This is a genomic window from Pandoraea aquatica, assembly GCF_902459565.1.
GTDB lineage: Bacteria > Pseudomonadota > Gammaproteobacteria > Burkholderiales > Burkholderiaceae > Pandoraea > Pandoraea aquatica.
Genome location: NZ_CABPSN010000010.1, coordinates 1 through 21,999, shown reverse-complemented (window position 1 = coordinate 21,999; position 21,999 = coordinate 1). Strand labels below are relative to the sequence as shown.

Sequence of the window (21,999 nt, the reverse complement as noted above, 5' to 3'; positions counted from 1 at the left end):
TTATTTACCTTCGCCTTTCTCAAGACGCAGCAGCATGAGCTTGGACAGCGCCAGCACCACAAAGGTGATGAAGAACAGAATCAGACCGAGTTCCATCAGCGCGGACGTATGCAGACCCGGGCCGGCTTCGGCGAACTCGTTGGCGAGCGCCGAGGTAATGCTGTTACCCGGCGAGAACAGCGAAATGTTGTCGAGCAGGTTCGTGTTACCGATCACGAACGTGACAGCCATCGTTTCGCCGAGTGCGCGGCCAAGACCGAGCATCACGCCACCGATCACGCCCGTCTTCGTGAAGGGCAGCACAACGCGCCACATCACTTCCCAGGTCGTGCAACCGATGCCGTAAGCCGATTCCTTGAGCAGCACGGGCGTGACTTCGAACACGTCGCGCATGACCGAGGCGATGTACGGAATGATCATGATCGCGAGGATCACGCCGGCGGGCAGAATACCGATACCGAGCGGCGGGCCCTGGAACAGCGCGCCGATGATCGGCACACCGCCGAGCAGCGCGCCCAGCGGCTTCTGGAAGTACTGGCTGAAGATCGGGGCGAAGACCAGCAGGCCCCACATCCCGTAGACGATACTCGGGATCGCAGCCAGCAGCTCGATGGCGGTGCCCAACGGGCGACGCAGCCACACGGGCGAGAGTTCAGTCAAAAACAGGGCAATGCCGAAGCTGACCGGCACCGCAATAATCAGGGCGATAACCGACGTGATGATCGTGCCGTAGATGGGCACGAGCGCACCGAATTGTTCTGCGGGAGGATCCCATTCCTTCGTCCACAGAAAGGCGAAGCCAAACTTCTCGATCGACGGCAGTGCGCTGACGATCAGCGACACGATGATGCCACCGAGCAGGAGCAGCGTAATGAGGGCGGCGGCGCGGGTGAGCAGCGCGAAGAGAAAATCGCCCAGGGAAGACGGAGCGCGCTGCGCGCCCGATGATGCGAGGGGGCTGGTGGCTTCTGCCATGATGTCGTCTCAGCGTGAGCGCGCCGCCAGCCGTTGCCAGATATCGATTCGGGCTTCGGAACAGGCGGCGCGGATATTGCCGGTTTCGAGGTGCCGGGCAACGCTACGTTGCATCGCCCGGTGCCTCATGCAAGGCGTTTTAGACGCCAGCCTTCGAGGCCGACTCGGCAACCTTCGCCTTCCAGCCAGCACGGATTTGCTTCAGAACGTCTTCCGGCAGCGAGATGTAGTCCAGTTCCTGAGCCGTCTGGGCGCCGTTCTTGAACGACCAGTCGAAGAACTTCAGCACGTCGGCGCTTTGCGCTTCCTTGCCGGCGTCAGCCTTCTGGTGAACCAGCACGAACGTAGCCGCCACGATCGGCCACGAATCCGCACCCTTTTCGTTCGTCAGGATCTGGTAGAACGTCTTCGACCATTCGGCCTTGCCAGCAGCAGCGGCGAAGGTCTTGGCGGTCGGCTCAACGGTCTTGCCGTCGGCGTTCGTCAGAGCCGTGTACGTCAGCTTGTTCTGCTTGGCGTAGGCCGATTCCACATAGCCGATTGCGCCCGGCAGACGTTGCACGAAGGCGGCGACGCCGTCGTTACCCTTGCCGCCCGTACCCGTCGGCCAGTTGACCGTGGTGCCTTCGCCGACCTTGCTCTTCCACTCGGCGTTGACCTTCGACAGGTAGTTCGTGAACACGAAGCTCGTGCCCGAACCGTCGGCGCGGCGAACCACGGCGATGTCGGTATCCGGCAGCTTGGCCTTCGGGTTCAGCTTGGCGATGGCCGGATCGTTCCACTTCTTGATCTTGCCCAGGTAGATGTCGCCCAGCACTTCGCCCGACAGGACGAGTTCGCCGGCCTTCACGCCCGGAACGTTGATCACCGGCACGATGCCGCCGACAACCGTCGGGAACTGGAACAAGCCTTGTTTGGCGAGTTCTTCATCGGTCAGCGGGGCGTCCGAACCGGCGAAATCGACGGTCTTGGCCTGGATCTGCTTGATGCCGCCCGACGAACCGATGCCTTGGTAGTTGACCTTGTTTTGGGTCGACTTCTGATAGGCGTCAGCCCACTTGGTGTAGATCGGTGCGGCGAACGTGCTGCCTGCGCCCGTAATCTCGCCCGCAATCGCGCCAGCGGCGAACAGAACGCCAGCCAGGCCGGCAATCGCAGTCTTCATCAGCTTCATGGATCTCTCCGAGTTGGTGTGGTACAGCGTGTGGATGGCTCGAAGAATAGATTCCGAATGTGACAGTAATGTGTCATTTTCGAAAGCTCACAATACCAATGTCACGGAGTCGCCTCGGAATCGTCACATTGCATGCGGATTTCAGCGTTCGTGACATTTTTGCGAAGATCCCGAATTGGCGCGGGTTTCGGAGGACTCCCAATGAAAACCCAGGGGTCGGGAACCCTCATTTTCCGCCTGTGTCAGCACCGTGACAGTGACGGATCGGTGTCGGAAATGCTCTGACGAATCTCAGGCGGTTGTCACAAATGTGAACGTCGGACGCTCAAGTTGCCATGATGGGAGGGAGGGGTCTCGGAGAGAATTTCCGGGAGGTACGGAGTGCGTTCGCGCAGGGGACGGCGGGAAGGCTGGCGACGCCACGACGGGCGTCGCCGGAAGGCACTGCAGAAGTTACGCGGCGGCTTTGACGACGTTTGCCAGTTGCTGAGCGAAGCCGGTCGCCTGCGACTCGTCGCGCGCTTCGACCATCACGCGCAGCACCGGCTCGGTGCCCGAAGCGCGAATGAGCACACGTCCCGCGTCGCCCAGCTGGGCTTCGATGGCCTCGCGCTCGGCGCTCAGACGGGCATCGCTCTGCCAGTCGTAACCGGCCGGCGTGCGCACGTTGATCATGTGCTGCGGGAACAGACGCAAGCCTTCGAGCAACTTGGCGAGCGGCTTGTTGTCCGCGCGGCGAATCGCGGCGAGCACTTGCAGCGCCGAGACGATGCCGTCGCCCGTCGTGTGCTTGTCCAGACACAGAATGTGTCCCGAACCCTCTGCGCCGATCTGCCAGCCGTGCTTGTACAACTGCTCCAGCACGTAGCGGTCGCCCACCTTCGCACGCACGAACGGCACGCCAAGGCCCTTGAGCGCCACTTCGACCGCCATATTGGTCATCAGCGTGCCGACAGCACCGGCCACGCCACCGTTATCCAGTCTGTCCTTGACGAGCAGATACAGCAGCTCGTCGCCGTTATAGAGCCGCCCTGCACTGTCGACGATCTGAAGGCGGTCGGCGTCACCGTCGAGCGCGACACCGAGATCGGCGTGGTTGGCCCGCACGGCGCGCATGAGCGCATCCGGCGCGGTCGCACCGCAGTCTTCGTTGATGTTGAAGCCGTTCGGCTGATTGCCGATGGCAATGACCTCAGCGCCCAGTTCGTGGAACACGTGCGGGGCGATGTGATACGCCGCGCCATTGGCGCAGTCGACCACGATCTTCATGCCGCGCAGGTCGAAGTCGTTCGGGAAGGTGCTCTTGCAGAACTCGATGTAGCGGCCTGCGGCGTCATCCAGACGGCGCGCCTTGCCGAGTTGCTCGGAGCGCACGCAGTTCATCGGGTTATCGAGTTCGGCCTCGATGGCCAGTTCAGTCTGATCCGGCAGCTTGTTGCCGTCGGCGGAGAAGAACTTGATGCCGTTGTCGTGATACGGATTGTGCGATGCACTGATCACCACGCCGGCCGCCAGACGCAGCGCGCGCGTGAGATAAGCAACGGCGGGCGTGGGCATCGGCCCGGCCAGCATGGTATCGACGCCTGCGGCAGCAAAACCCGCTTCGAGCGCAGCTTCGAGCATGTAGCCCGAAACACGCGTGTCCTTGCCGATCAATACCGTGGGGCGGCCAGAGGATTGATTCCCGGCAAGCACGCGTCCGGCGGCATAGCCCAGGCGCAGCACAAATTCCGGCGTAATCGGGCTCTCACCCACCGTGCCGCGAATCCCATCGGTCCCAAAATAGCGTCGTTTCATCGTTGCATCGTTCCCAGTTGACGCGTCGCGCCGGTGGAGTGTTCCGGCGTGCGCGTCATTCGTTATTTGTATCGGCCTATTTTGCTGCTTATGTGGTTTGCACCGACTTGCGCCGGTTTGCCCACTTATTCGGCATCGCGCACGGCTTGCCAGACCTTGAGCGCATCGACCGTCTCGGCGACATCGTGCACGCGCACGATCGCAGCGCCCCGTTGCGCTGCGCAGATCGCCGCCGCAACGCTCGCCACGCGGCGTTCCTGCGGCGTCTGACGCCCCGTGATTTCGCCCAGCATCCGCTTGCGCGACATACCGACGAGCAAAGGCAATCCGTCGCGCGACAGCACGCGCAAATGTTTGAGCAAGGCGAGATTATGGGCGAGATTCTTGCCAAAACCGAATCCCGGATCGAGATAGAGACGCGTCGGCGCAACACCAACGGCGAGCATGGCGTCGACACGGCCGTCGAGGAAGGCCGCGACTTCGGTCACCACGTCCGTATAGATCGGGGCGTCCTGCATGGTCTTCGGGTCGTGCAGCATGTGCATGATGCACAGGGCCGCTTCGCTGTCGCGCACGGCCTCGACCGCCCCCGGCTGCTGGAAGCCCCAGATATCGTTGATCATGTCCGCCCCGGCGGCCAGAACCGCGCGCATCACGCCGGGCTTGTAGGTGTCGATGGAGAGCGGCACGCCACAGTCCCGCAACGCTTCGACGATCGGCACGACGCGTTCAAGCTCGGCATCTTCCGGCAACGCTTCTGCGCCCGGGCGGGTGGATTCGCCACCGATATCGAGAATGTCGACGCCGTCGGCAATCAGTTGCTCTGCGTGGCGCAGTGCGGCGTCGCGTGCGACGAACTTGCCCCCATCGGAGAACGAGTCGGGCGTGACGTTCAGGATGCCCATGACGTGCACGCGGTGCGCGTCGAGCCGAAAGCGCGGGCCCAACGCCAGCGTATCGGGCCTTGCGGGCGCGTCGGACGCACTTGCCGGAAGGACGATGTCGTCAGTGGCACCTTGGGTGGCAGGAACGCCCGTCAGCGCAGCTTGCGCGGACGAGGAAAGGGATTGCGACTGCTCGGTGGACATTCGAAAGCTCGTAGCTCAATAAAACCCATATCGCGGCCCGTACGACTGAGGTGCGGGTCGGGCCGGCGCGCCCGGTGTACCGGACGCCCCATATGGCCGTAATGTTACCGGATTCAACTGTCACATCGACGACGGAAACACTCGGTAACAACGAAATCCACCTTTGTGAAAGTCCTGAGAAATACCACGTCGGGCGTTGCTCGCCGCCACAAATGCAAAAAGGCCGGCGAGATGCCGGCCTTTCTGGGGTGACAGCCTTTCGACTGTCAGGGCGTCCGTCAGACGGTCGCCGGGGTGTTGCTGGGCTTGAGCGGCGGGTTGCCACCCGAAGCACCGCCGTTCGACTGACCACCCTTCGGCGGACGCGGCGGACGGTCTTCCATGATGTCGCCAATCTGCTCGCCGTCGATCGTTTCCCATTCCATCAGGGCTTCGGTCATCGATTCGACCTTCGAGCGGTTGTCTTCCAGCAGCTTCTTCGCCAGCGCGTATTGCTCGTCCAGAATACGGCGCACCTCCGTGTCGACCTTCTGTTGCGTGGCTTCCGAAACCGACTTGGACGACATCCGGCCAAACATCGAATCCTGCTCCGTATCGACGTAGACCATCGGGCCCAGGGCGTCCGACATACCGTAACGGGTCACCATGTCGCGCGCCAGCTTGGTGGCACGCTCGAAGTCGTTCGAAGCGCCCGTCGACATCTTGTTGATGAACACTTCTTCTGCTGCGCGGCCGCCGAACAGAATGGCGATCTGCGTGAGCATCGTGTCGCGGTACTCCGAATACTTGTCGTGCTCCGGCAACTGCATCGTCAGACCCAGCGCCCAGCCACGCGGAATGATCGTGACCTTGTGCACCGGATCAGCACCCGGTAGCAGCATGGCGACCACAGCGTGACCCGACTCGTGGTAAGCGGTGGCACGGCGTTCTTCGTCGCGCATCACAGCCGACTTGCGCTCCGGACCCATGAAGATCTTGTCCTTCGCGTCTTCGAAGTCCAGCATCTCGACGATGCGCTTGTTACGGCGCGCGGCGAACAGTGCGGCTTCGTTCACGAGGTTGGCCAGATCGGCACCCGACATACCCGGCGTGCCACGAGCGATCACCGATGCATCGACGTCGTTCGCGATCGGCACCTTGCGCAGGTGCACCTTCAGGATCTGCTCACGGCCGCGGATATCCGGCAGACCGACGTAGACCTGACGGTCGAAACGGCCCGGACGCAGCAGCGCCTTGTCCAGCACGTCCGAACGGTTCGTTGCAGCGATCACGATGACGCCCGAGTTCGCTTCGAAGCCGTCCATCTCGACCAGCATCTGGTTCAGCGTCTGTTCGCGTTCGTCGTTGCCACCGCCCATGCCGGCGCCACGATGGCGACCGACCGCGTCGATTTCGTCGATGAACACGATACAGGGCGATTGCTTCTTCGCGTTTTCGAACATGTCGCGGACACGGGCAGCGCCCACACCGACGAACATTTCCACGAAGTCAGAGCCCGAGATGCTGAAGAACGGCACCTTGGCTTCGCCAGCGATGGCGCGCGCCAGCAGCGTCTTACCGGTTCCCGGCGGGCCGACCAGCAGCACACCGCGCGGAATACGGCCGCCCAGCTTCTGGAACTTTTGGGGATCTTTCAGGAAGTCGACGAGTTCGCCCACTTCGTACTTGGCCTCGTCGCAGCCTGCGACGTCGGCAAAGGTGACCGGATTGGCATTCTCGTCGATGAGGCGCGCGCGGGATTTGCCGAAGGAGAAGGCACCGCCCTTACCCCCGCCCTGCATCTGTCGCATCATGTAGAACCAGAAGCCGATGATCAGCAACGTGGGTCCGAGGTAGTACAGCGCGGACATGAGCACATTCGGTTCGTCGTCGGCCTTACCCGAGACCTGAACGCCGTACTTCATGAGATCGCCGACCATCCAGATGTCGCCGGGCGACACGATGGTGTACTTCTGGCCGTCGCTAGGCGTGACCTGAAGGCTGCGGCCCTGCACCACCACGTTCTTGATCTTGCCATTCTTGGCATCGTCCATGAACTGGGAGTACGTCACGCCCTCCTGGACGTGCGGCTTGTCGAACTGTTTAAAAACAGTAAACAAGACCAGCGCGATGACTAACCACACCGCCGCTTTGGAAAACATATTATTGTTCAAAGCGTTGCTCCTTCATGAAATCGCTTCGCGCCAGGAATTCATTCTAATCCACTCGCAGGCGCACCGCTATAGTGATTCTCTACCGCCACCATAGCGCCAGTGCGCTGTATTGACGGGCATCAAGCCGGATTTTTCAAACCCCGACCCAGAATGAACGTTTCGGAAGATTTGTCTCGCGACGCCTTTGGCTTGCGCGGCGCCACGGTTTTGAACTGGTGTTTGAATTTTTCGACAATCTGGCTGTAGCCGCTGCCGTGAAAACATTTGACCAGTAACGCCCCTTCCGGTTTCAGGTGTCGCTGTGCAAAATCCAGCGCCAGATCGCACAAATGCTCGATCCGCGCCGCATCGGCCGACGCCACACCCGACAAGTTGGGGGCCATATCGGAAACTACAAGGTCGACTTTGCGTCCTGCGACGATTTCTTCGAGCTGCTCGAGCACGCTGTCTTCGCGGAAGTCGCCCTGCAGGAAGTGGACATCGGCGATCGGATCCATCGGCAGGATGTCGAGCGCAATGATCGTCCCGTCGATGCCGCCCTCGACGCGCTTGCCGCCCGCCAGCTTGTTACGGGCGTACTGACTCCAGCTGCCCGGCGTCGAGCCGAGGTCGACGATGACCTGGCCCGGCTTGATCAGCCGGTCCTGCTCGTCGATTTCCTTGAGTTTGTAGGCCGCACGGGCACGATAGCCCTCGCGCTGCGCCATTTTGACGTAGGGATCGTTGATGTGATCGTGCAACCACGCGTGGTTGAAACGGTTTTTTGCCATATTTCTTCAAAAACACTGCGAATTTGCAGGATAATACGCCCTTGCGCGCCCAAAATCTTTTAGCCCGCCGGCAGCCTTCATCGGCCGCTAATGGTGTTCAGGCCTCGATTTGCGGGCGCATCCTACCTCGTTTGTCTCGTCTGTCTTCTGTCTTTTATGCCCGCTTTGACCCTGACCCCGGCGCAACGCGCCGACATGCGCTCTGCCGCTCACGCGCTGAATCCCGTCGTTCTGATCGGCGCCGATGGCTTGACGCCTGCGGTGCTCAAGGAAATCGACGGCGCGCTGAAGGCCCACGAACTGATCAAGGTGCGTGTGTTCGGCGACGAACGCGACACGCGCGTGGCCATTTACGAATCCATCTGCGACCAGTTGGGTGCAGCGCCGGTGCAACACATCGGCAAGCTGCTCGTTCTGTATCGCCCGACGCCGGACGAAACGGCCATGCCGGTTCGTGGCAAATCCGGCGGCACCGGCACCACGGTCAAGGGACGCGCACCGCGCACCGTGACCGTCGTCAAGTCCAGCACCAACGCCGGTCGTCGCCCGACCGTCAAGAAAGTGACGGTTGCCGGCAATGAGCGCATGACTGCCGGCGGTATCGTCAAGCGCGCCAAGAAGCGCCAGACCAGCGTCAAGCGCCAGCGCAACGACTAAGCCCTCGATGGTGGCGGACACTGCAACTTCCGCCAGCCCTCAAAAGAACGCGCCCTGACATCGTCGGGCGCGTTTTTTTATGCGTGACACTATTGGACAGGACTGAAGACGATTTCCGTCTCACCCTGCCCTGCGGCAATTAGCCGCGCACCGGCTGACGCCAGATCAGCGCAATCGCCAGCAGGCTTTGCAGCAGATAAAGGCCGCTCGAAATGCCGTGAAGCATGCCGAAGCGCGAGGCATAGGCCGATTGGCCAATGTCGACGCCCGACGCTTCTGCCTGTGCGCGCAGATCGGCCATCAACGGCTGCAGGCCGAAAGAGCTGATCAGCACGCACACCATCATTGCCACCGCGAGCCAGCGAAGACCACGATAGCTGCGCGCTGCCTGAGCATCGGCCGTGCGCGCAATCAGCGCGGTGGACAGCCAGACCAGCAACACGCCGCACACCAGACTGAGCCACGCTTGCGTGTGAAACAGTCGACCGGCAACCGTGCCGGCCACCATGCGCGATTCCAACACAGCGAACAGCGTTGGGGCGACGATATAGCCGATCGCCCACTGGCTGCCACACCAGACGGTCGCGATCAGGCGGAACAGTCGTTCCAGCCGCGGCGCGCCGCTGGCAAACGTCACATCAGACGTAGCGGACATCGATGATCTCGTACTCGCGCACGCCGCTCGGGGCCTGCACTTCGGCCACATCGCCTGCGTACTTACCGATCAATGCACGCGCAATCGGCGAACTCACCGAAATCTTGCCGTGCTCCAGGTCAGCTTCGTCGTCGCCGACGATCTGATACAGCACCGTGCCGCCGCTCTCGAGGTCTTCGAGTTCGACGGTCGCGGCGAAGACCACGCGACCTTCGGCGTCCAGCACCGACGGATCGATGATCTGTGCTGCCGAGAGCTTCGATTCGAGATCGGCGATACGCCCTTCGATGAAGCCCTGCTTTTCTTTGGCAGCGTCGTATTCCGCGTTTTCCGACAGATCGCCCTGCGCACGGGCTTCAGCAATCGCCGTGATCACATGCGGACGTTCGACGGTCTTCAGGCGGTGCAGCTCTTCCTTGAGCAGTTCAGCGCCCCGCTTGGTCAGAGGAATGGTACTCATGCGCGTTGTTCCGAAAGACAAAAAAATTGCCGCAGCGAAGCCGCATTCGCACTTTTTGCGAACGCCGCTCGACCGCGGCTGTGACACCTATGTTGCGTTAGTGTAGCAGAGTTGCCGACGCTGCCAACCGGAGGACCGGTCGCGCAGCGCGTGGCCACACTGCGAGCACATTTAAAGCATTTGGCGCGTCCGGCGGAGATCAGTTCCCCAACGAACGCGCCATTGTTTTGCGACTTCGCCCGACGCAGCCGACTCAGCTCACCAAGCCAGTCGCCCCGAGCGAACCCGCGTCATCCGCCAACACTCAGGCCGGCAGTTGCGCGTGCAGGCCCTGGAGGTCATAGACCTCAAGGTTTTGCAGATACTTCAGACCTTCCACCGCTGCACGGGCGCCCGAGATCGTCGTGTAGTACGTGACCTTGTGTGCCTGCGCCGACATACGGATCGAGCGCGAATCGGCGATTGCCGTGCGGGTTTCATCCACCGTGGTGAACACCAGCGCGATTTCGCCGTTCTTGATCATGTCGACAATGTGCGGACGGCCGTCCTTCACCTTGTTGACCACGCGCACCGGAATCCCTGCGGCTTCGATGGCCGCCGCCGTGCCACGCGTGGCGACGATCGGGTAGCCCAGCGAGTGCAGCATGCGAGCGACTTCGACCGCGCGCGGCTTGTCGGCGTCCTTCACCGTCAGCAGCACCGTGCCCGAAGCCGGCAGACGCGAACCGGCCGCCAGTTGCGACTTGAAGAGCGCTTCGCCGAACGTGCGGCCCACGCCCATCACTTCACCCGTCGAGCGCATTTCCGGTCCGAGCACCGGGTCGACGCCCGGGAACTTCACGAACGGGAACACGGCTTCCTTGACGCTGTAATACGGCGGCACGACTTCGCTCGTGATGCCTTGCGACGTGAGCGACTGACCGGCCATCGCACGAGCAGCGATCTTGGCCAGTTGGCGGCCCGTAGCCTTCGAAACGTACGGCACCGTACGCGACGCGCGCGGGTTCACTTCCAGCACGTAGATCGTATCGACACCGTTGCCCTGCTGAATCGCGAACTGCACGTTCATCAGGCCGACCACGTTCAGCGCCTTGGCCATTTCGGCCGTCTGACGCTTGAGTTCGGCAATCGTCTCGGCCGACAGCGAGTACGGCGGCAGCGAGCAAGCCGAGTCGCCCGAGTGGACGCCTGCCTGTTCGATGTGCTCCATCACGCCGCCGATGTAGACGTCCTTACCGTCCGAGATGCAATCGACGTCGCACTCGATGGCGTCGTCGAGGAAGCGATCGAGCAGCACCGGGCTGTCGTGGCTCACCTTGACGGCTTCGCGCATGTAGCGCTCCAGATCACGCGGCTCGTGGACGATTTCCATCGCACGACCGCCGAGCACGTACGACGGGCGCACCACCAGCGGGTAACCGATTTCGGCGGCCAGCTTGAGCGCTTCGTCTTCTGCGCGGGCCGTACGGTTCGGCGGCTGACGCAGGCCGAGCTTATGCAGCAGCTTCTGGAAACGCTCGCGGTCTTCCGCGGCGTCGATCATGTCCGGGCTCGTGCCGATGATGGGCACGCCGTTCGCTTCGAGATCCAGTGCGAGCTTGAGCGGCGTCTGGCCGCCGTACTGCACGATCACGCCGACCGGCTTTTCGAGGTCGACGATTTCCAGCACGTCTTCCAGCGTCACCGGCTCGAAGTACAGACGATCCGACGTGTCGTAGTCCGTCGACACCGTTTCCGGGTTGCAGTTGACCATGATGGTCTCGTAGCCGTCTTCGCGCATGGCGAGCGCGGCATGCACGCAGCAGTAGTCGAACTCGATACCCTGACCGATACGGTTCGGGCCACCGCCCAGCACCATGATCTTCTTCTTGTCGGTCGGCTGGGCTTCGCACTCTTCCTCGTAGGTCGAGTACATGTAAGCCGTGTTGGTCGAGAATTCGGCAGCGCACGTATCCACGCGCTTGTAGACCGGACGCACCTTCTGCGCGATACGGGCTTTACGCACAGCAGTCTGATCGGTGCCGAGCAGCTTGGCCAGACGACGATCCGAGAAACCGCTTTGCTTCAGGAAGCGCAGTTCTTCGGTCGTCAGGCTTGCGAGCGTGCGGCCCGACAGCGCCTTTTCCTTCTTGACGATGGCTTCGAGCTGGGCGAGGAACCACGGGTCGATAGCGGTCTCGGCGTACACCTCTTCGAGGCTCATGCCCAGACGGAATGCATCGCCCACGTACCAGATACGGTCCGGGCCCGGTTCGCCGATTTCGGCCACGATTTCGTCGCGGTCGGTCGACTTTTCGTCCAGACCGTCCACACCGACTTCCAGACCGCGCATGGCTTTCTGGAACGATTCCTGGAACGTGCGGCCCATGGCCATCACTTCACCGACCGACTTCATCTGCGTGGTCAGGCGGGCGTCGGCTTCGCGGAACTTCTCGAAGGCAAAACGCGGCACCTTGGTGACGACGTAGTCGATGGTCGGTTCGAACGAAGCCGGCGTAGCGCCGCCGGTGATTTCGTTGCGCAGTTCGTCGAGCGTGTAGCCGACGGCCAGCTTCGCGGCGACCTTGGCGATCGGGAAGCCGGTGGCCTTCGAGGCCAGCGCCGACGAACGCGACACGCGCGGGTTCATTTCGATGACGACCATACGGCCGTCCTTCGGGTTGATCGAGAACTGGACGTTCGAGCCGCCCGTCTCCACACCGATCTCGCGCAGCACGGCGAGCGATGCGTTACGCAGCAGTTGGTATTCCTTGTCGGTCAGCGTCTGCGCGGGTGCGACGGTGATCGAGTCACCGGTGTGCACGCCCATCGGGTCGAGGTTTTCGATCGAGCAGACGATGATGCAGTTGTCGGCGCGGTCGCGCACGACTTCCATCTCGAATTCCTTCCAGCCGAGCAGCGACTCTTCGATGAGCAGTTCGCGCGTGGGCGAGAGGTCGAGACCGCGCTTGCAGATCTCTTCGAATTCTTCGCGGTTGTAGGCGATACCACCGCCCGAGCCGCCGAGCGTGAACGACGGACGGATCACCATCGGGTAACCGCTACCGCCGATCTCGGCCATGATCTGCGCCTGCACGGCGAGGGCTTCTTCCATCGAGTGGGCGATGCCCGACTTGGCAGAACCGAGACCGATCTTGGTCATCGCGTCCTTGAACTTCTGACGGTCTTCAGCCTTGTCGATGGCTTCCGGCGATGCGCCGATCAGCTCCACCTTGTACTTGTCGAGCACGCCGTGACGATGCAGGTCGAGCGCGCAGTTCAGCGCGGTCTGGCCGCCCATCGTCGGGAGAATGGCATCCGGGCGTTCCTTGGCGATGATGCGCTCGACGACTTCCCAGGTGATCGGTTCGATGTAGGTGACATCGGCCGTGTCCGGGTCGGTCATGATCGTGGCAGGGTTGCTGTTGATCAGGATGACCTTGTAGCCTTCCTCGCGCAGCGCCTTGCAGGCCTGTGCGCCGGAATAATCGAACTCGCATGCCTGACCGATGATGATCGGGCCGGCGCCGATGATGAGGATGCTCTTGATGTCTGTGCGCTTTGGCATAACGTTCTCAACAAAAATTTAACTCAGCGTCGCGGTCGCGAGCTTCACACCGAAGCCGACGAACAACGCGCCCACGCCGCCGGTTGCCCCGGCGCTCAACCGGCGACGTCGCCGGAAGTGCTCGGCCAGGCGGTAACCGGCCAGGATCAGCGTGCTCAGATACAGGAAACTGCAGGTCTGTACGATGACGCCCAGCACCGCAAACGACACGGCCGGGTAGGCGTAGCCCGGATCGACGAACTGGATGAAAAACGACACGCAGAACAGGATCGCTTTCGGATTCAGCAGACTGATGAACAGGGCGCGCTTGAACGGGTGATCGGCGTCGACCTGTTTCGGTGCGGCGACTGTCGTGTCCGCCATCGAATCCGATTTAGCCCGAGCCGCCCGCACGTTGGCGATTGCCCCGCGCAGCATGTTCAGGCCCATCCAGCAGAGATACGCCGCGCCGAGGTACTTCACCACGAAGAACAGCGCCGGCTGCGTGTGCAGCAACGACGCCACACCAGCGGCTGCCAGCGTCATGAGTACCGTGTCGCCCAGAAACACGCCGCAAGCGGCCGCATACCCCTGGCGAACCCCGCGCTGTGCGGCCACGGCCAGCACGTAGAGCGAGTTCGGCCCTGGCAGCAGAATGACGACCACGACCCCGGCGAGATACGTCCAGAGGTTGAGGATGCCGATCGAGTTTCCGAGCATGGTGCGTGTTTTCCTATCGCTTGCTTGTGTCGCTTACGCGGGCTGCTTGGCGTCGGCCATCGACTGCACGAAGCGGTCGAACAGGTAGCCGATGTCGTGCGGGCCGGGCGACGCTTCCGGGTGACCCTGGAAGCAGAATGCCGGGCGGTCCGTCAGTTCGAAGCCTTGCAGCGTGCCGTCGAACAGCGACACGTGCGTGACACGCGCGTTGGCCGGCAGGCTGTTCGCGTCCACGGCGAAACCGTGGTTTTGCGACGTAATGACGACGCGGCCCGTATCGAGATCCTTCACCGGGTGGTTGGCACCGTGGTGACCGGTCTTCATCTTGAGCGTCTTCGCGCCGACGGCCAGCCCCATGATCTGGTGGCCGAGGCAGATGCCGAAAGTCGGGAAGCGGCGTTCCAGGAACGTCTTGGTCGCGGCGATGGCGTAGTCACACGGTTCCGGATCGCCGGGGCCGTTCGAGAGGAACACACCGTCCGGGTTCAGCGCGAACACGTCGTCGGCCGAGCTTTGGGCCGGCAGCACCGTGACCTTGCAGCCGCGCTGGGCGAGCATGCGCAGGATGTTGCGCTTGACGCCGTAGTCGAGGGCGACCACGTGGAACTTCGGATCCTTTTGTTCGCCGTAGCCTTCTTCCAGCGTCCATTCCGTTTCCGTCCACGCGTACTGCTCCGTGGTGGAGACGACCTTGGCGAGGTCCATGCCGGCGAGACCGGGGAACGATTGTGCGAGGGCGATGGCCTTGGCTTCGTCGGCTTCTTCGCCGGCGAGGATGCAGCCGTTCTGGGCACCCTTATCGCGCAGGATACGGGTCAGACGTCGCGTGTCGATGCCGGCGATGGCGACCACGCCTTCGTCCTTCAGGTACTGCGACAGCGTCTTGTTGGCGCGGAAATTCGAGTCGAGGATCGGCAGATCCTTGATGATCAGGCCGGCGGCATGGACTTTCGTGGCTTCGACGTCTTCACCGTTGACGCCCGTGTTGCCGATGTGCGGATACGTCAGCGTGACGATCTGGCGCGCATAGCTGGGGTCGGTGAGGATTTCCTGATAGCCGGTAATGGCCGTATTGAAGACCACTTCACCGATGGTGTGACCGGCAGCGCCGATGGCGTACCCACGAAAGACCGTGCCGTCAGCGAGCGCGAGAATGGCGGGTGAGAATGACGGCAGCACGGGAAACTCCTGGAGGGTTCACCCCTGCTGCCAGCCTCACCGTCCGCTAGCGATGACATCAGCGCGGGCACCGGAATTGCGCGGAATATGCGCACAGCGGATGCTCGGGCGGCGGACGAGATGTCGGGCGGGTAGGCGCTAGGGTGAGGGTTAAATGACTAAAACCTTCAAAGTATAGCGCAAATCCGGATCTTCTCAAAGCTGAACGTGTGATGCACCAGTACGCTCTGCGGACTCCCGGGAGGCAACCCCTTCGGCCGACGGATACGCAGAGGGGATAGGGAAGTGAATACCGGCCCGCTGGGCCGCCAGCACGATATGGCGCTCCATCGAAGCGCCTGCAGCAGCACCGTCGCGGCGTCGCAATGCGTCGAGGATCTCCAGATGTTCATGATAGGTGGAGAGCACCAGTTCTCGCTGATAAAACGGCAGGCGCTGGCTTTCCATGACGATTTCCGTGCTGCCGCGCAGGATATCGGCGATGGCGGCGTTCCCTGCGAGGCCGACGATGCGCAAATGGAACGCGAAATCCAGTTGCGCGGCGGTGTCGACGTCGCCCTCGATCAGCGCGCCCTTCATCGACTCGACGTTATCGGTCAGCCAATCGATCTCGCTTGTGCTGGCCGCGTGCGCTGCGAGCCGGGCCGAGAAGCCTTCCAGTGCGTAGCGCAGTTGATAAGTGTCGGCGAGCGAAATCTGGTCGGCGAAGCGCCAGGCGACGCCGATGCGGGCGGAGGCGTCGTTCACATAGACACCTTTGCCGGGACGGATCGCGACCATGCCGAGCGCTTCGAGCGTGGAGAGGGCTTCGCGCAGCGAGGCGCGGCTGATGGCCAGTTCCTCGGCGAGTTGACGTTGCGAGGGCAGCATCGCGCCGGCGGGATAGACCTGACGTTCGATGCGCTCGCGGATCGTGGCGACGGCGGCGTCGGTTACGGCATGCGCCGAATGCTTCATGGGTCCTCACAAGGCGTGTGGGTAAGCGTATGACGCATTGTACGACGCCAAATTTCTCCCCACGGCAACACAGCCCCACCGGTCGGGAAAGCCCGGCGGGCGGGGGCATCGGGTTTGCGTCATCCCTGCCCTGCGTGCTGCCCCGCTATGGGTTCACGCTGCCTTCACCTGATGGGCGTGATGCTCCGGGTGATCGCCGAGCAGACGCCGCACCACACCGTTCGTCCAGCCGAAGCCATCCTGAAGCGGGTACTCGCCGCCACCACCGCCGCTGGCGCTCATGGCGTCGCTCGTGTGCAGCGAGTACTTTTCGACGAGTTTGCTCTCGCGCGCGTAGAGCGAGCCGACGGTCGAGAGCCAGCGATGGGCAATGTCCCCTGCGAGCCGGTTCTCTCCGTACTTACGCAAGCCGTGAATGGCAATCCACTGGAGCGGTGCCCAACCGTTGGGCGGGTCCCATTGTTGAAGGCTCGACGTCTCCGTCGTTCGCAACCCGCCTGCCGCCAGCAGACGCTCGGCCATCGCGACCGCCGAGCGGTGCGCCTGTTCGCGCGTGGCGAGGCCCGAGAACAGGGGTGCGGCAATCGCCGCCGACAATTGCGTCCGTTGCTCGCCGAGTTGCCAGTCGTAGTCGACAAACGCGCCGTCGGCGTCCGACCAGAGATGCCGCGTCATCGCGTCCTGACGCGCCTGCGCCCGCTTCGCAAAGGCCAGCGCCGCGTCGACATCCCCGGCCGCATCACTGAGACGGGCGATGTGCCGCTCAGTGGCGAAGAGAAAGCTGTTCAGGTCGACGGGCAGAATCGACGTGGTGCGAATCGACGACAGGTCGTTCGCGTCGCCCAGCCAGCGTGAGCTGAAGTCCCAGCCCGAGGCCGCGCCTGCGCGCAGGTCGCGGTACACCTCACCGGCAGGACGTTGCGGCGCATCGCGTGCCGTCGTCACATCTTCCAGATACCCCTCTTCGCGCGGCGTGTCGCGCTCGTCCCAATAGCGATTGAGGAGTGAGCCGTCGGGCAGACGAACGAGATGCCGATAAGCCTCGCCCGGCCGCAGCGACGCTTCGCCGTCCATCCAATAATCGTATTCGCGGCGCAGATGCGGCAGATAACGGATAGCGCGCGCCACGCCATGCGACTCGAACAGTTCCACCATCAGGCCATACATAGGTGGCTGCGAGCGGCTCAGATAGTAAGTACGATTGCCGTTCGGAATGTGGCCGTACGTATCGATGAGGAAGGAAAAATTGTCGGCCATGCTCACGAGCAGATCGTGGCGTCCACTGTTGGCGAGGCCGAGCATCGTGAAATAGGAGTCCCAATAATAGAGCTCGTGAAAGCGTCCGCCGGGCACGACATACGCGCGCGGCAACGGGAGCAGCGAGCTATAGGCGGGATGCGCTTCCGGCGTGCGCGTGAGCACATCCCAAAGGCCGTCGATATGCTCGACGAGGCCTTGCCCCGGATCGGACACATATTCGCTGGGTGGCGTGCGCTCCAGCGTGAAATAAGTCCCGACGAAGCGCGACAGATCGAAGCCGGGTTTGTCGGCGTCTTCGCGATAGCGGCGGAGAACCTCTTCGGGCGCGAGCGAGGGCGCGCAGTCCACGAACGTCTTGCTATCGGCAAAGATGCGTTGCGTTTGCACGGCGACGAAAAGCTCCTGATAGCGGTCGTCCGGCGTGAGGATGTCAGACGGTGCGCAGTGGGCAACGTCCGGTGTCATGCCGCCCATGGCGAGCGTGCGTTGTGCGGTGTCGGTCATCGTTATTGCTCCGCGTAGTTCCAGAGCAGGCCGCCGTCGACGAACAGCGTCGTGCCCGTCACATAGCTGGCTTCGGGCGAAGCGAGGAACAGCACGGCGTTCGCCACTTCGCTGGGGTTCGCGAGGCGGCCGAGCGGAATGTTTGCGACCAGCGCTTCGAGCTGAGCCTTGTTCGCGAGCAATTGCTGATTGATGGGGGTGCCGACAGCACCGGGCGCGACGTTATTCACCGTGATGCCGAGCGGCGCGAGTTCGATGGCGAGATTACGCATCATCATCTTCATGCCGCCCTTGCTCGCGCAATAGCTCGTGAAGTGAGGAAACGGCAACTCCTCGTGCACCGAGCTGACGTTCACGATACGTCCGCCGCGCTGCGTATCACGCAAGTGCTTCACAAAGGCTTGCGTGAGAAAGAACGCCCCTTTGAGATTGACGTTCATGACCAGGTCGTAATCGGCCTCCGTCACGTCGAGAAACGGGGCGCGCCGTTCGACACCGGCGTTATTGACCAGCACATCGAGGCGTCCCATTTTGGCGACGGCCTGCTCGATGACGGCGTAGTCATCCTCCACGCGCCCGACGTCTCCCGCGATCACACAGCCGTCGCTGCCGGCGGCGCGAACCGAGTCGAGCGTCTGCTCGGCCATCGCATTGTCCTGCCGGTCTTCCACCACGATGCGAGCGCCCTCCTGGGCGAGACGAATCGCGATAGCGCGTCCGATCCCCTGAGCACTGCCGGTGACGAGTACCACCGTGTCCTTCATTCGCATGTCGCCTCCCTGATGAGCCAGAAGTGAGGTCTGTGCGCCCTGACCGTCGTCCTCGGCGGCGGATGCCAAGACTGAGCACCAGATGCCAGTGCGACCGCAGGCCGGAAAGCGAAGTTCACACAAATTTCGCCCGATTCGACCAGTAAAACCAACGACTTACGAGCGACGACGAGCGATTCCCCCTACACGCACCGGCTAACGCAGTCGCATGCCTTCGCCCTAGGGAATCCCCTCAAACGACAGTCCTTGACCTCACTATATTGGTTTTCTAATATTCTCCATAACACCACTGGTCAGACCGGTATGACTTGTCGATTTACACTGATGAAAGCTGGTGTTGGCGGCCGACGATGACGCCGCGCGTGACCTGAAGTGAGACGTACAGCGGTAAAGAATCAGCCCCCGAGAGCAGTCCGTTCAAGCCGTTGAAATCGAGATTGCGAAATCCTAGAGAGTGATTTGCGCAGGCAGAGGAGACAAACCATGCCCAAGCTGTTTCGTTCGTTGTTTGGCCGAGTCGTTATTGCGTTGATAGTGGGTGTGGCGTTAGGCATCTGGTTTCCGCAGTTGGGAGAGTCGTTGCGTCCGTTGGGCGATGGCTTTCTGAAGCTGATCAAGATGGTGATTGGCCCGATCGTCTTCTGCGTCGTCGTGAGCGGCATGGCGAGTGCGGGCGACTTGCGTAAAGTAGGCCGCGTGGGCGTCAAGGCCATCTTGTACTTCGAGATCATCACCACCTTCGCGCTGGTCATTGGTGCGGTGCTGGCGTGGGTGACGCGTCCGGGTGCGGGCATGAACATCGACATCCGCAGTCTGGATGCGGGTTCGATGGCCGCTTACACCGAGCATGCCAAGAGCCTGAAAGACACGGCGGGCTTCTTGCTGAAGATCATCCCCGACACCATTACCGACGCCTTTGCCAAGGGCGACATCCTGCAAATCCTCGTCTTCTCCGTCATGTTCGGTTGTGCGTTGGCGGCGTTGGGCGAGCGGGGCCGTCCGGTGGCGCGTTTCATCGAAGATCTCAGCCACGTCTTCTTCCGTGTGATGGCGTTCATCATCCGGCTCGCGCCGCTGGGCGTGCTGGGCGCGGTGGCATTTACGACGGGCAAATACGGCGCATCGTCGCTCAAGCAACTGGGTTTGCTCGTGCTGGTGTTCTACGCGAGCTGCTTCGTGTTCGTGACGGTGGTGCTGGGTGGCGTGTTGCGACTTGCGGGCTTCAACATCTTCAAGTTCATCAAGTACTTCCGTGAAGAGTTGTCGATCGTGTTGGGCACGGCGTCGTCCGATGCGGTGTTGCCGGCGATCATGCGCAAACTCGAATGGATGGGCATCAAGAAATCGACGGTCGGTCTGGTCGTACCGACGGGATACTCATTCAACCTCGACGGCTTCTCCATCTACCTGACGCTGGCGGTGATCTTCATTGCGCAGGCGACCAACACACCGCTGTCCATGCACGACCTGATTCTGGTGGTACTGGTGTCGCTGCTGACGTCGAAGGGTGCGCATGGGATTCCGGGCTCGGCGATTGTGATTCTGGCAGCGACGCTGGCAGCCATTCCCGCCATCCCCGTAATCGGCCTTGTGCTGATTCTGCCGGTCGACTGGTTCGTGGGCATTGCCCGAGCCATCACCAACTTGTTGGGCAACTGCGTGGCGACCCTCGTCGTGGCCGCGTGGGAAAAAGACGTCGACTTCGCAAGAGCGCACAGAGTGCTCAATGGCGACTTGCCGTACGAGCCGATTGCGACGTCTGAAGACGGCATCGAAGCCGCACCGGCGAACGCTGCACTGACGCGCTGAGCAAGACATACGAGGGCCGTAGCGAGTGCTGCGGCCCTCAAACCAACCAAGCATTTTCTGCCGACGCCCAGCACTATCGCGTCGGCATCATCATCTGGAGTTAATAGCAACATGGCCCTCGTCCCCCAAGACCCGAACGCACCGGACTTCGTGCGCCGTTATGTGAATTTGGCCGACCCGCGTCTGGGTGCTGAAGCGCTCGTCGCCACCGACGAATTCTTCGCGGCCAAAGAGCGCATGCTCAACCCGGAGCCGGCTGTCTTCATCCCGGGCAAGTACGACGAGAACGGCAAGTGGATGGACGGTTGGGAGACACGTCGCAAGCGTGTGAACGGCTATGACTGGTGCATCGTCAAGCTGGCGCGACCGGGTGTGTTGTTCGGCGTCGATCTGGACACCAGCCACTTCACCGGCAACTTCCCGCCTGCGGCTTCGCTTGAGGGCTGCTACAGCCCGAATGGCGCACCGAGCGATTCCGCCGAATGGTTCGAACTGTTGCCGTCGACCACCTTGCAGGGCAACTCGCACCACTACCATGCCATCACGCAGCAGCGCGCAGCGACGCACGTGCGCGTGAACCTGTATCCGGACGGTGGTCTGGCGCGTCTGCGCCTGTACGGATTGCCGCAGAGTGACTGGGCGGGCCGTTCGCGTGATGAGTTGATCGACCTCATCGCAATGGAAAACGGCGGCTACGTGGTCGCAGCAAACAACCAGCATTTCGGATTGGCGTCGAACCTGTTGATGCCGGGCCGTGGTGTGAACATGGGTGATGGATGGGAAACGCGCCGTCGTCGTGAGCCGGGTAATGACTGGGCGATTATTGCGTTGGCGCAGCCGGGCGAGATTGGCAAGATCGAAGTCGACACGGCGCACTTCAAGGGCAACTTCCCCGACCGCTGCTCCATTCAGGCGGCGTACGTCACGGGCGGCACCGAACAGTCGCTGATTACGCAATCGATGTTCTGGCCGGTGTTGTTGCCGGAGCAGAAGTTGGCGATGGACAAGCAGTTCTACTACGACGAGCAGGTACAGAAGTTGGGGGCGATCACGCACATCCGCTTCAACATCATTCCGGACGGTGGCGTATCGCGTCTGCGTCTGTGGGGCCGGTTGAGTGAAAAGAAAGGAGCGTGACATGGCAGCACCGACGTTGAAGATCGAGCGGTTGACGCGAGAGGCGTTTGCGCCGTTTGGCGACGTGATCGAGTTGGAGGGGGCGAAGCATTTCGCGATCAACGGCGGGACGACCGAGCGATTCCATGATTTGGCGACGGTGGATCTGGGCCCGGAGGGTGGGCGCACGTTGGTGAACGTCTTCCGTGGTCAGCCGCGTCAGTTGCCGTACGAGGTGAAGATGTTGGAGCGTCACCCGTTGGGCAGTCAGGCGTTCATCCCGTTGAAGACGACGCCGTACCTGGTGGTGGTAGCACCGGCGGGCGAGTTGGACGTGAGCGAGATGCGCGCATTCGTGTCGGATGGATGGCAGGGTGTGAACTATGCGAAGGGTGTGTGGCATCACCCGTTGTTGGCGTTGGATGAGGT

18 protein-coding genes are annotated in these 21,999 nt (G+C 62.1%); 4 read left to right on the top strand and 14 right to left on the bottom strand.

From position 1 onward, the window contains the following. From pstC to PAQ31011_RS23660, 6 genes are all read right to left on the bottom strand, one after another. Positions 1-975, bottom strand: coding sequence for a phosphate ABC transporter permease PstC (pstC, locus tag PAQ31011_RS23685; protein ID WP_150578125.1), 975 nt, complete (start codon positions 973-975; stop codon positions 1-3). A gap of 139 nt (positions 976-1,114) precedes the next feature. Next, positions 1,115-2,149, bottom strand: coding sequence for a phosphate ABC transporter substrate-binding protein PstS (gene pstS, locus PAQ31011_RS23680; RefSeq protein ID WP_150578124.1), 1,035 nt, complete (start codon positions 2,147-2,149; stop codon positions 1,115-1,117). Positions 2,150-2,602: 453 nt separating this feature from the next. Further along, positions 2,603-3,946, bottom strand: a complete 1,344-nt coding sequence (gene glmM / locus PAQ31011_RS23675) for a phosphoglucosamine mutase (RefSeq protein WP_150578123.1) — start codon at positions 3,944-3,946, stop codon at positions 2,603-2,605. Between the two features lie 125 nt (positions 3,947-4,071). Next, positions 4,072-4,851: a dihydropteroate synthase gene (gene folP / locus PAQ31011_RS23670; protein WP_246179770.1), complete on the bottom strand. Its 780-nt coding sequence runs from the start codon at positions 4,849-4,851 to the stop codon at positions 4,072-4,074. 461 nt (positions 4,852-5,312) lie between these two features. Beyond that, positions 5,313-7,187 carry an ATP-dependent zinc metalloprotease FtsH gene (ftsH, locus tag PAQ31011_RS23665; RefSeq protein WP_150578122.1) on the bottom strand — a complete coding sequence of 625 codons (1,875 nt, stop codon included), beginning with the start codon at positions 7,185-7,187 and terminating at the stop codon, positions 5,313-5,315. 119 nt (positions 7,188-7,306) lie between these two features. After that, a complete protein-coding gene (locus PAQ31011_RS23660; RefSeq protein WP_150578121.1) occupies positions 7,307-7,957 on the bottom strand; it encodes an RlmE family RNA methyltransferase in 651 nt (216 codons plus the stop codon). 156 nt (positions 7,958-8,113) lie between these two features. On the opposite strand from PAQ31011_RS23660, the gene yhbY reads away from it, so the two are divergent. After that, positions 8,114-8,614: a ribosome assembly RNA-binding protein YhbY gene (gene yhbY, locus PAQ31011_RS23655; RefSeq protein WP_039397147.1), complete on the top strand. Its 501-nt coding sequence runs from the start codon at positions 8,114-8,116 to the stop codon at positions 8,612-8,614. A 139-nt stretch (positions 8,615-8,753) separates the two neighbouring features. On the opposite strand, the gene PAQ31011_RS23650 is transcribed toward yhbY, so the two are convergent. The 8 genes from PAQ31011_RS23650 to PAQ31011_RS23615 form a co-directional block, all read right to left on the bottom strand. Continuing rightward, positions 8,754-9,269, bottom strand: coding sequence for a DUF4149 domain-containing protein (locus tag PAQ31011_RS23650; RefSeq protein WP_150578120.1), 516 nt, complete (start codon positions 9,267-9,269; stop codon positions 8,754-8,756). Beyond that, a complete protein-coding gene (gene greA, locus PAQ31011_RS23645) occupies positions 9,253-9,729 on the bottom strand; it encodes a transcription elongation factor GreA (protein WP_039397144.1) in 477 nt (158 codons plus the stop codon). Before greA ends, PAQ31011_RS23650 begins: the two co-directional genes overlap by 17 nt. A gap of 304 nt (positions 9,730-10,033) precedes the next feature. Then, entirely contained in the window at positions 10,034-13,276 is a 3,243-nt protein-coding gene (carB, locus tag PAQ31011_RS23640) for a carbamoyl-phosphate synthase large subunit (RefSeq protein ID WP_039397142.1), read from the bottom strand. Positions 13,277-13,294: 18 nt separating this feature from the next. Beyond that, a complete protein-coding gene (gene leuE / locus PAQ31011_RS23635) occupies positions 13,295-13,975 on the bottom strand; it encodes a leucine efflux protein LeuE (protein WP_150578119.1) in 681 nt (226 codons plus the stop codon). Positions 13,976-14,008: 33 nt separating this feature from the next. Beyond that, on the bottom strand, positions 14,009-15,154 hold the full coding sequence (gene carA, locus PAQ31011_RS23630; protein WP_150578118.1) for a glutamine-hydrolyzing carbamoyl-phosphate synthase small subunit: 1,146 nt from the start codon (positions 15,152-15,154) through the stop codon (positions 14,009-14,011). A gap of 195 nt (positions 15,155-15,349) precedes the next feature. Next, positions 15,350-16,111, bottom strand: a complete 762-nt coding sequence (locus PAQ31011_RS23625; protein ID WP_150578117.1) for a FadR/GntR family transcriptional regulator — start codon at positions 16,109-16,111, stop codon at positions 15,350-15,352. Positions 16,112-16,264: 153 nt separating this feature from the next. Then, entirely contained in the window at positions 16,265-17,875 is a 1,611-nt protein-coding gene (gene treF / locus PAQ31011_RS23620; RefSeq protein WP_217424891.1) for an alpha,alpha-trehalase TreF, read from the bottom strand. Positions 17,876-17,877: 2 nt separating this feature from the next. After that, positions 17,878-18,714 carry an SDR family NAD(P)-dependent oxidoreductase gene (locus PAQ31011_RS23615; RefSeq protein WP_246179761.1) on the bottom strand — a complete coding sequence of 279 codons (837 nt, stop codon included), beginning with the start codon at positions 18,712-18,714 and terminating at the stop codon, positions 17,878-17,880. Positions 18,715-19,128: 414 nt separating this feature from the next. Between PAQ31011_RS23615 and PAQ31011_RS23610 the strand changes: the two genes are divergently transcribed. From PAQ31011_RS23610 to PAQ31011_RS23600, 3 genes are all read left to right on the top strand, one after another. Next, complete coding sequence (locus PAQ31011_RS23610; protein ID WP_150578116.1) at positions 19,129-20,454, top strand: C4-dicarboxylate transporter DctA; 1,326 nt, start codon at positions 19,129-19,131, stop codon at positions 20,452-20,454. 111 nt (positions 20,455-20,565) lie between these two features. Then, a complete protein-coding gene (gene alc / locus PAQ31011_RS23605; RefSeq protein ID WP_150578115.1) occupies positions 20,566-21,591 on the top strand; it encodes an allantoicase in 1,026 nt (341 codons plus the stop codon). 1 nt (position 21,592) lies between these two features. Next, the coding region (locus PAQ31011_RS23600) for an ureidoglycolate lyase (protein WP_150578114.1) at positions 21,593-21,999 on the top strand (407 nt) is incomplete at its 3' end.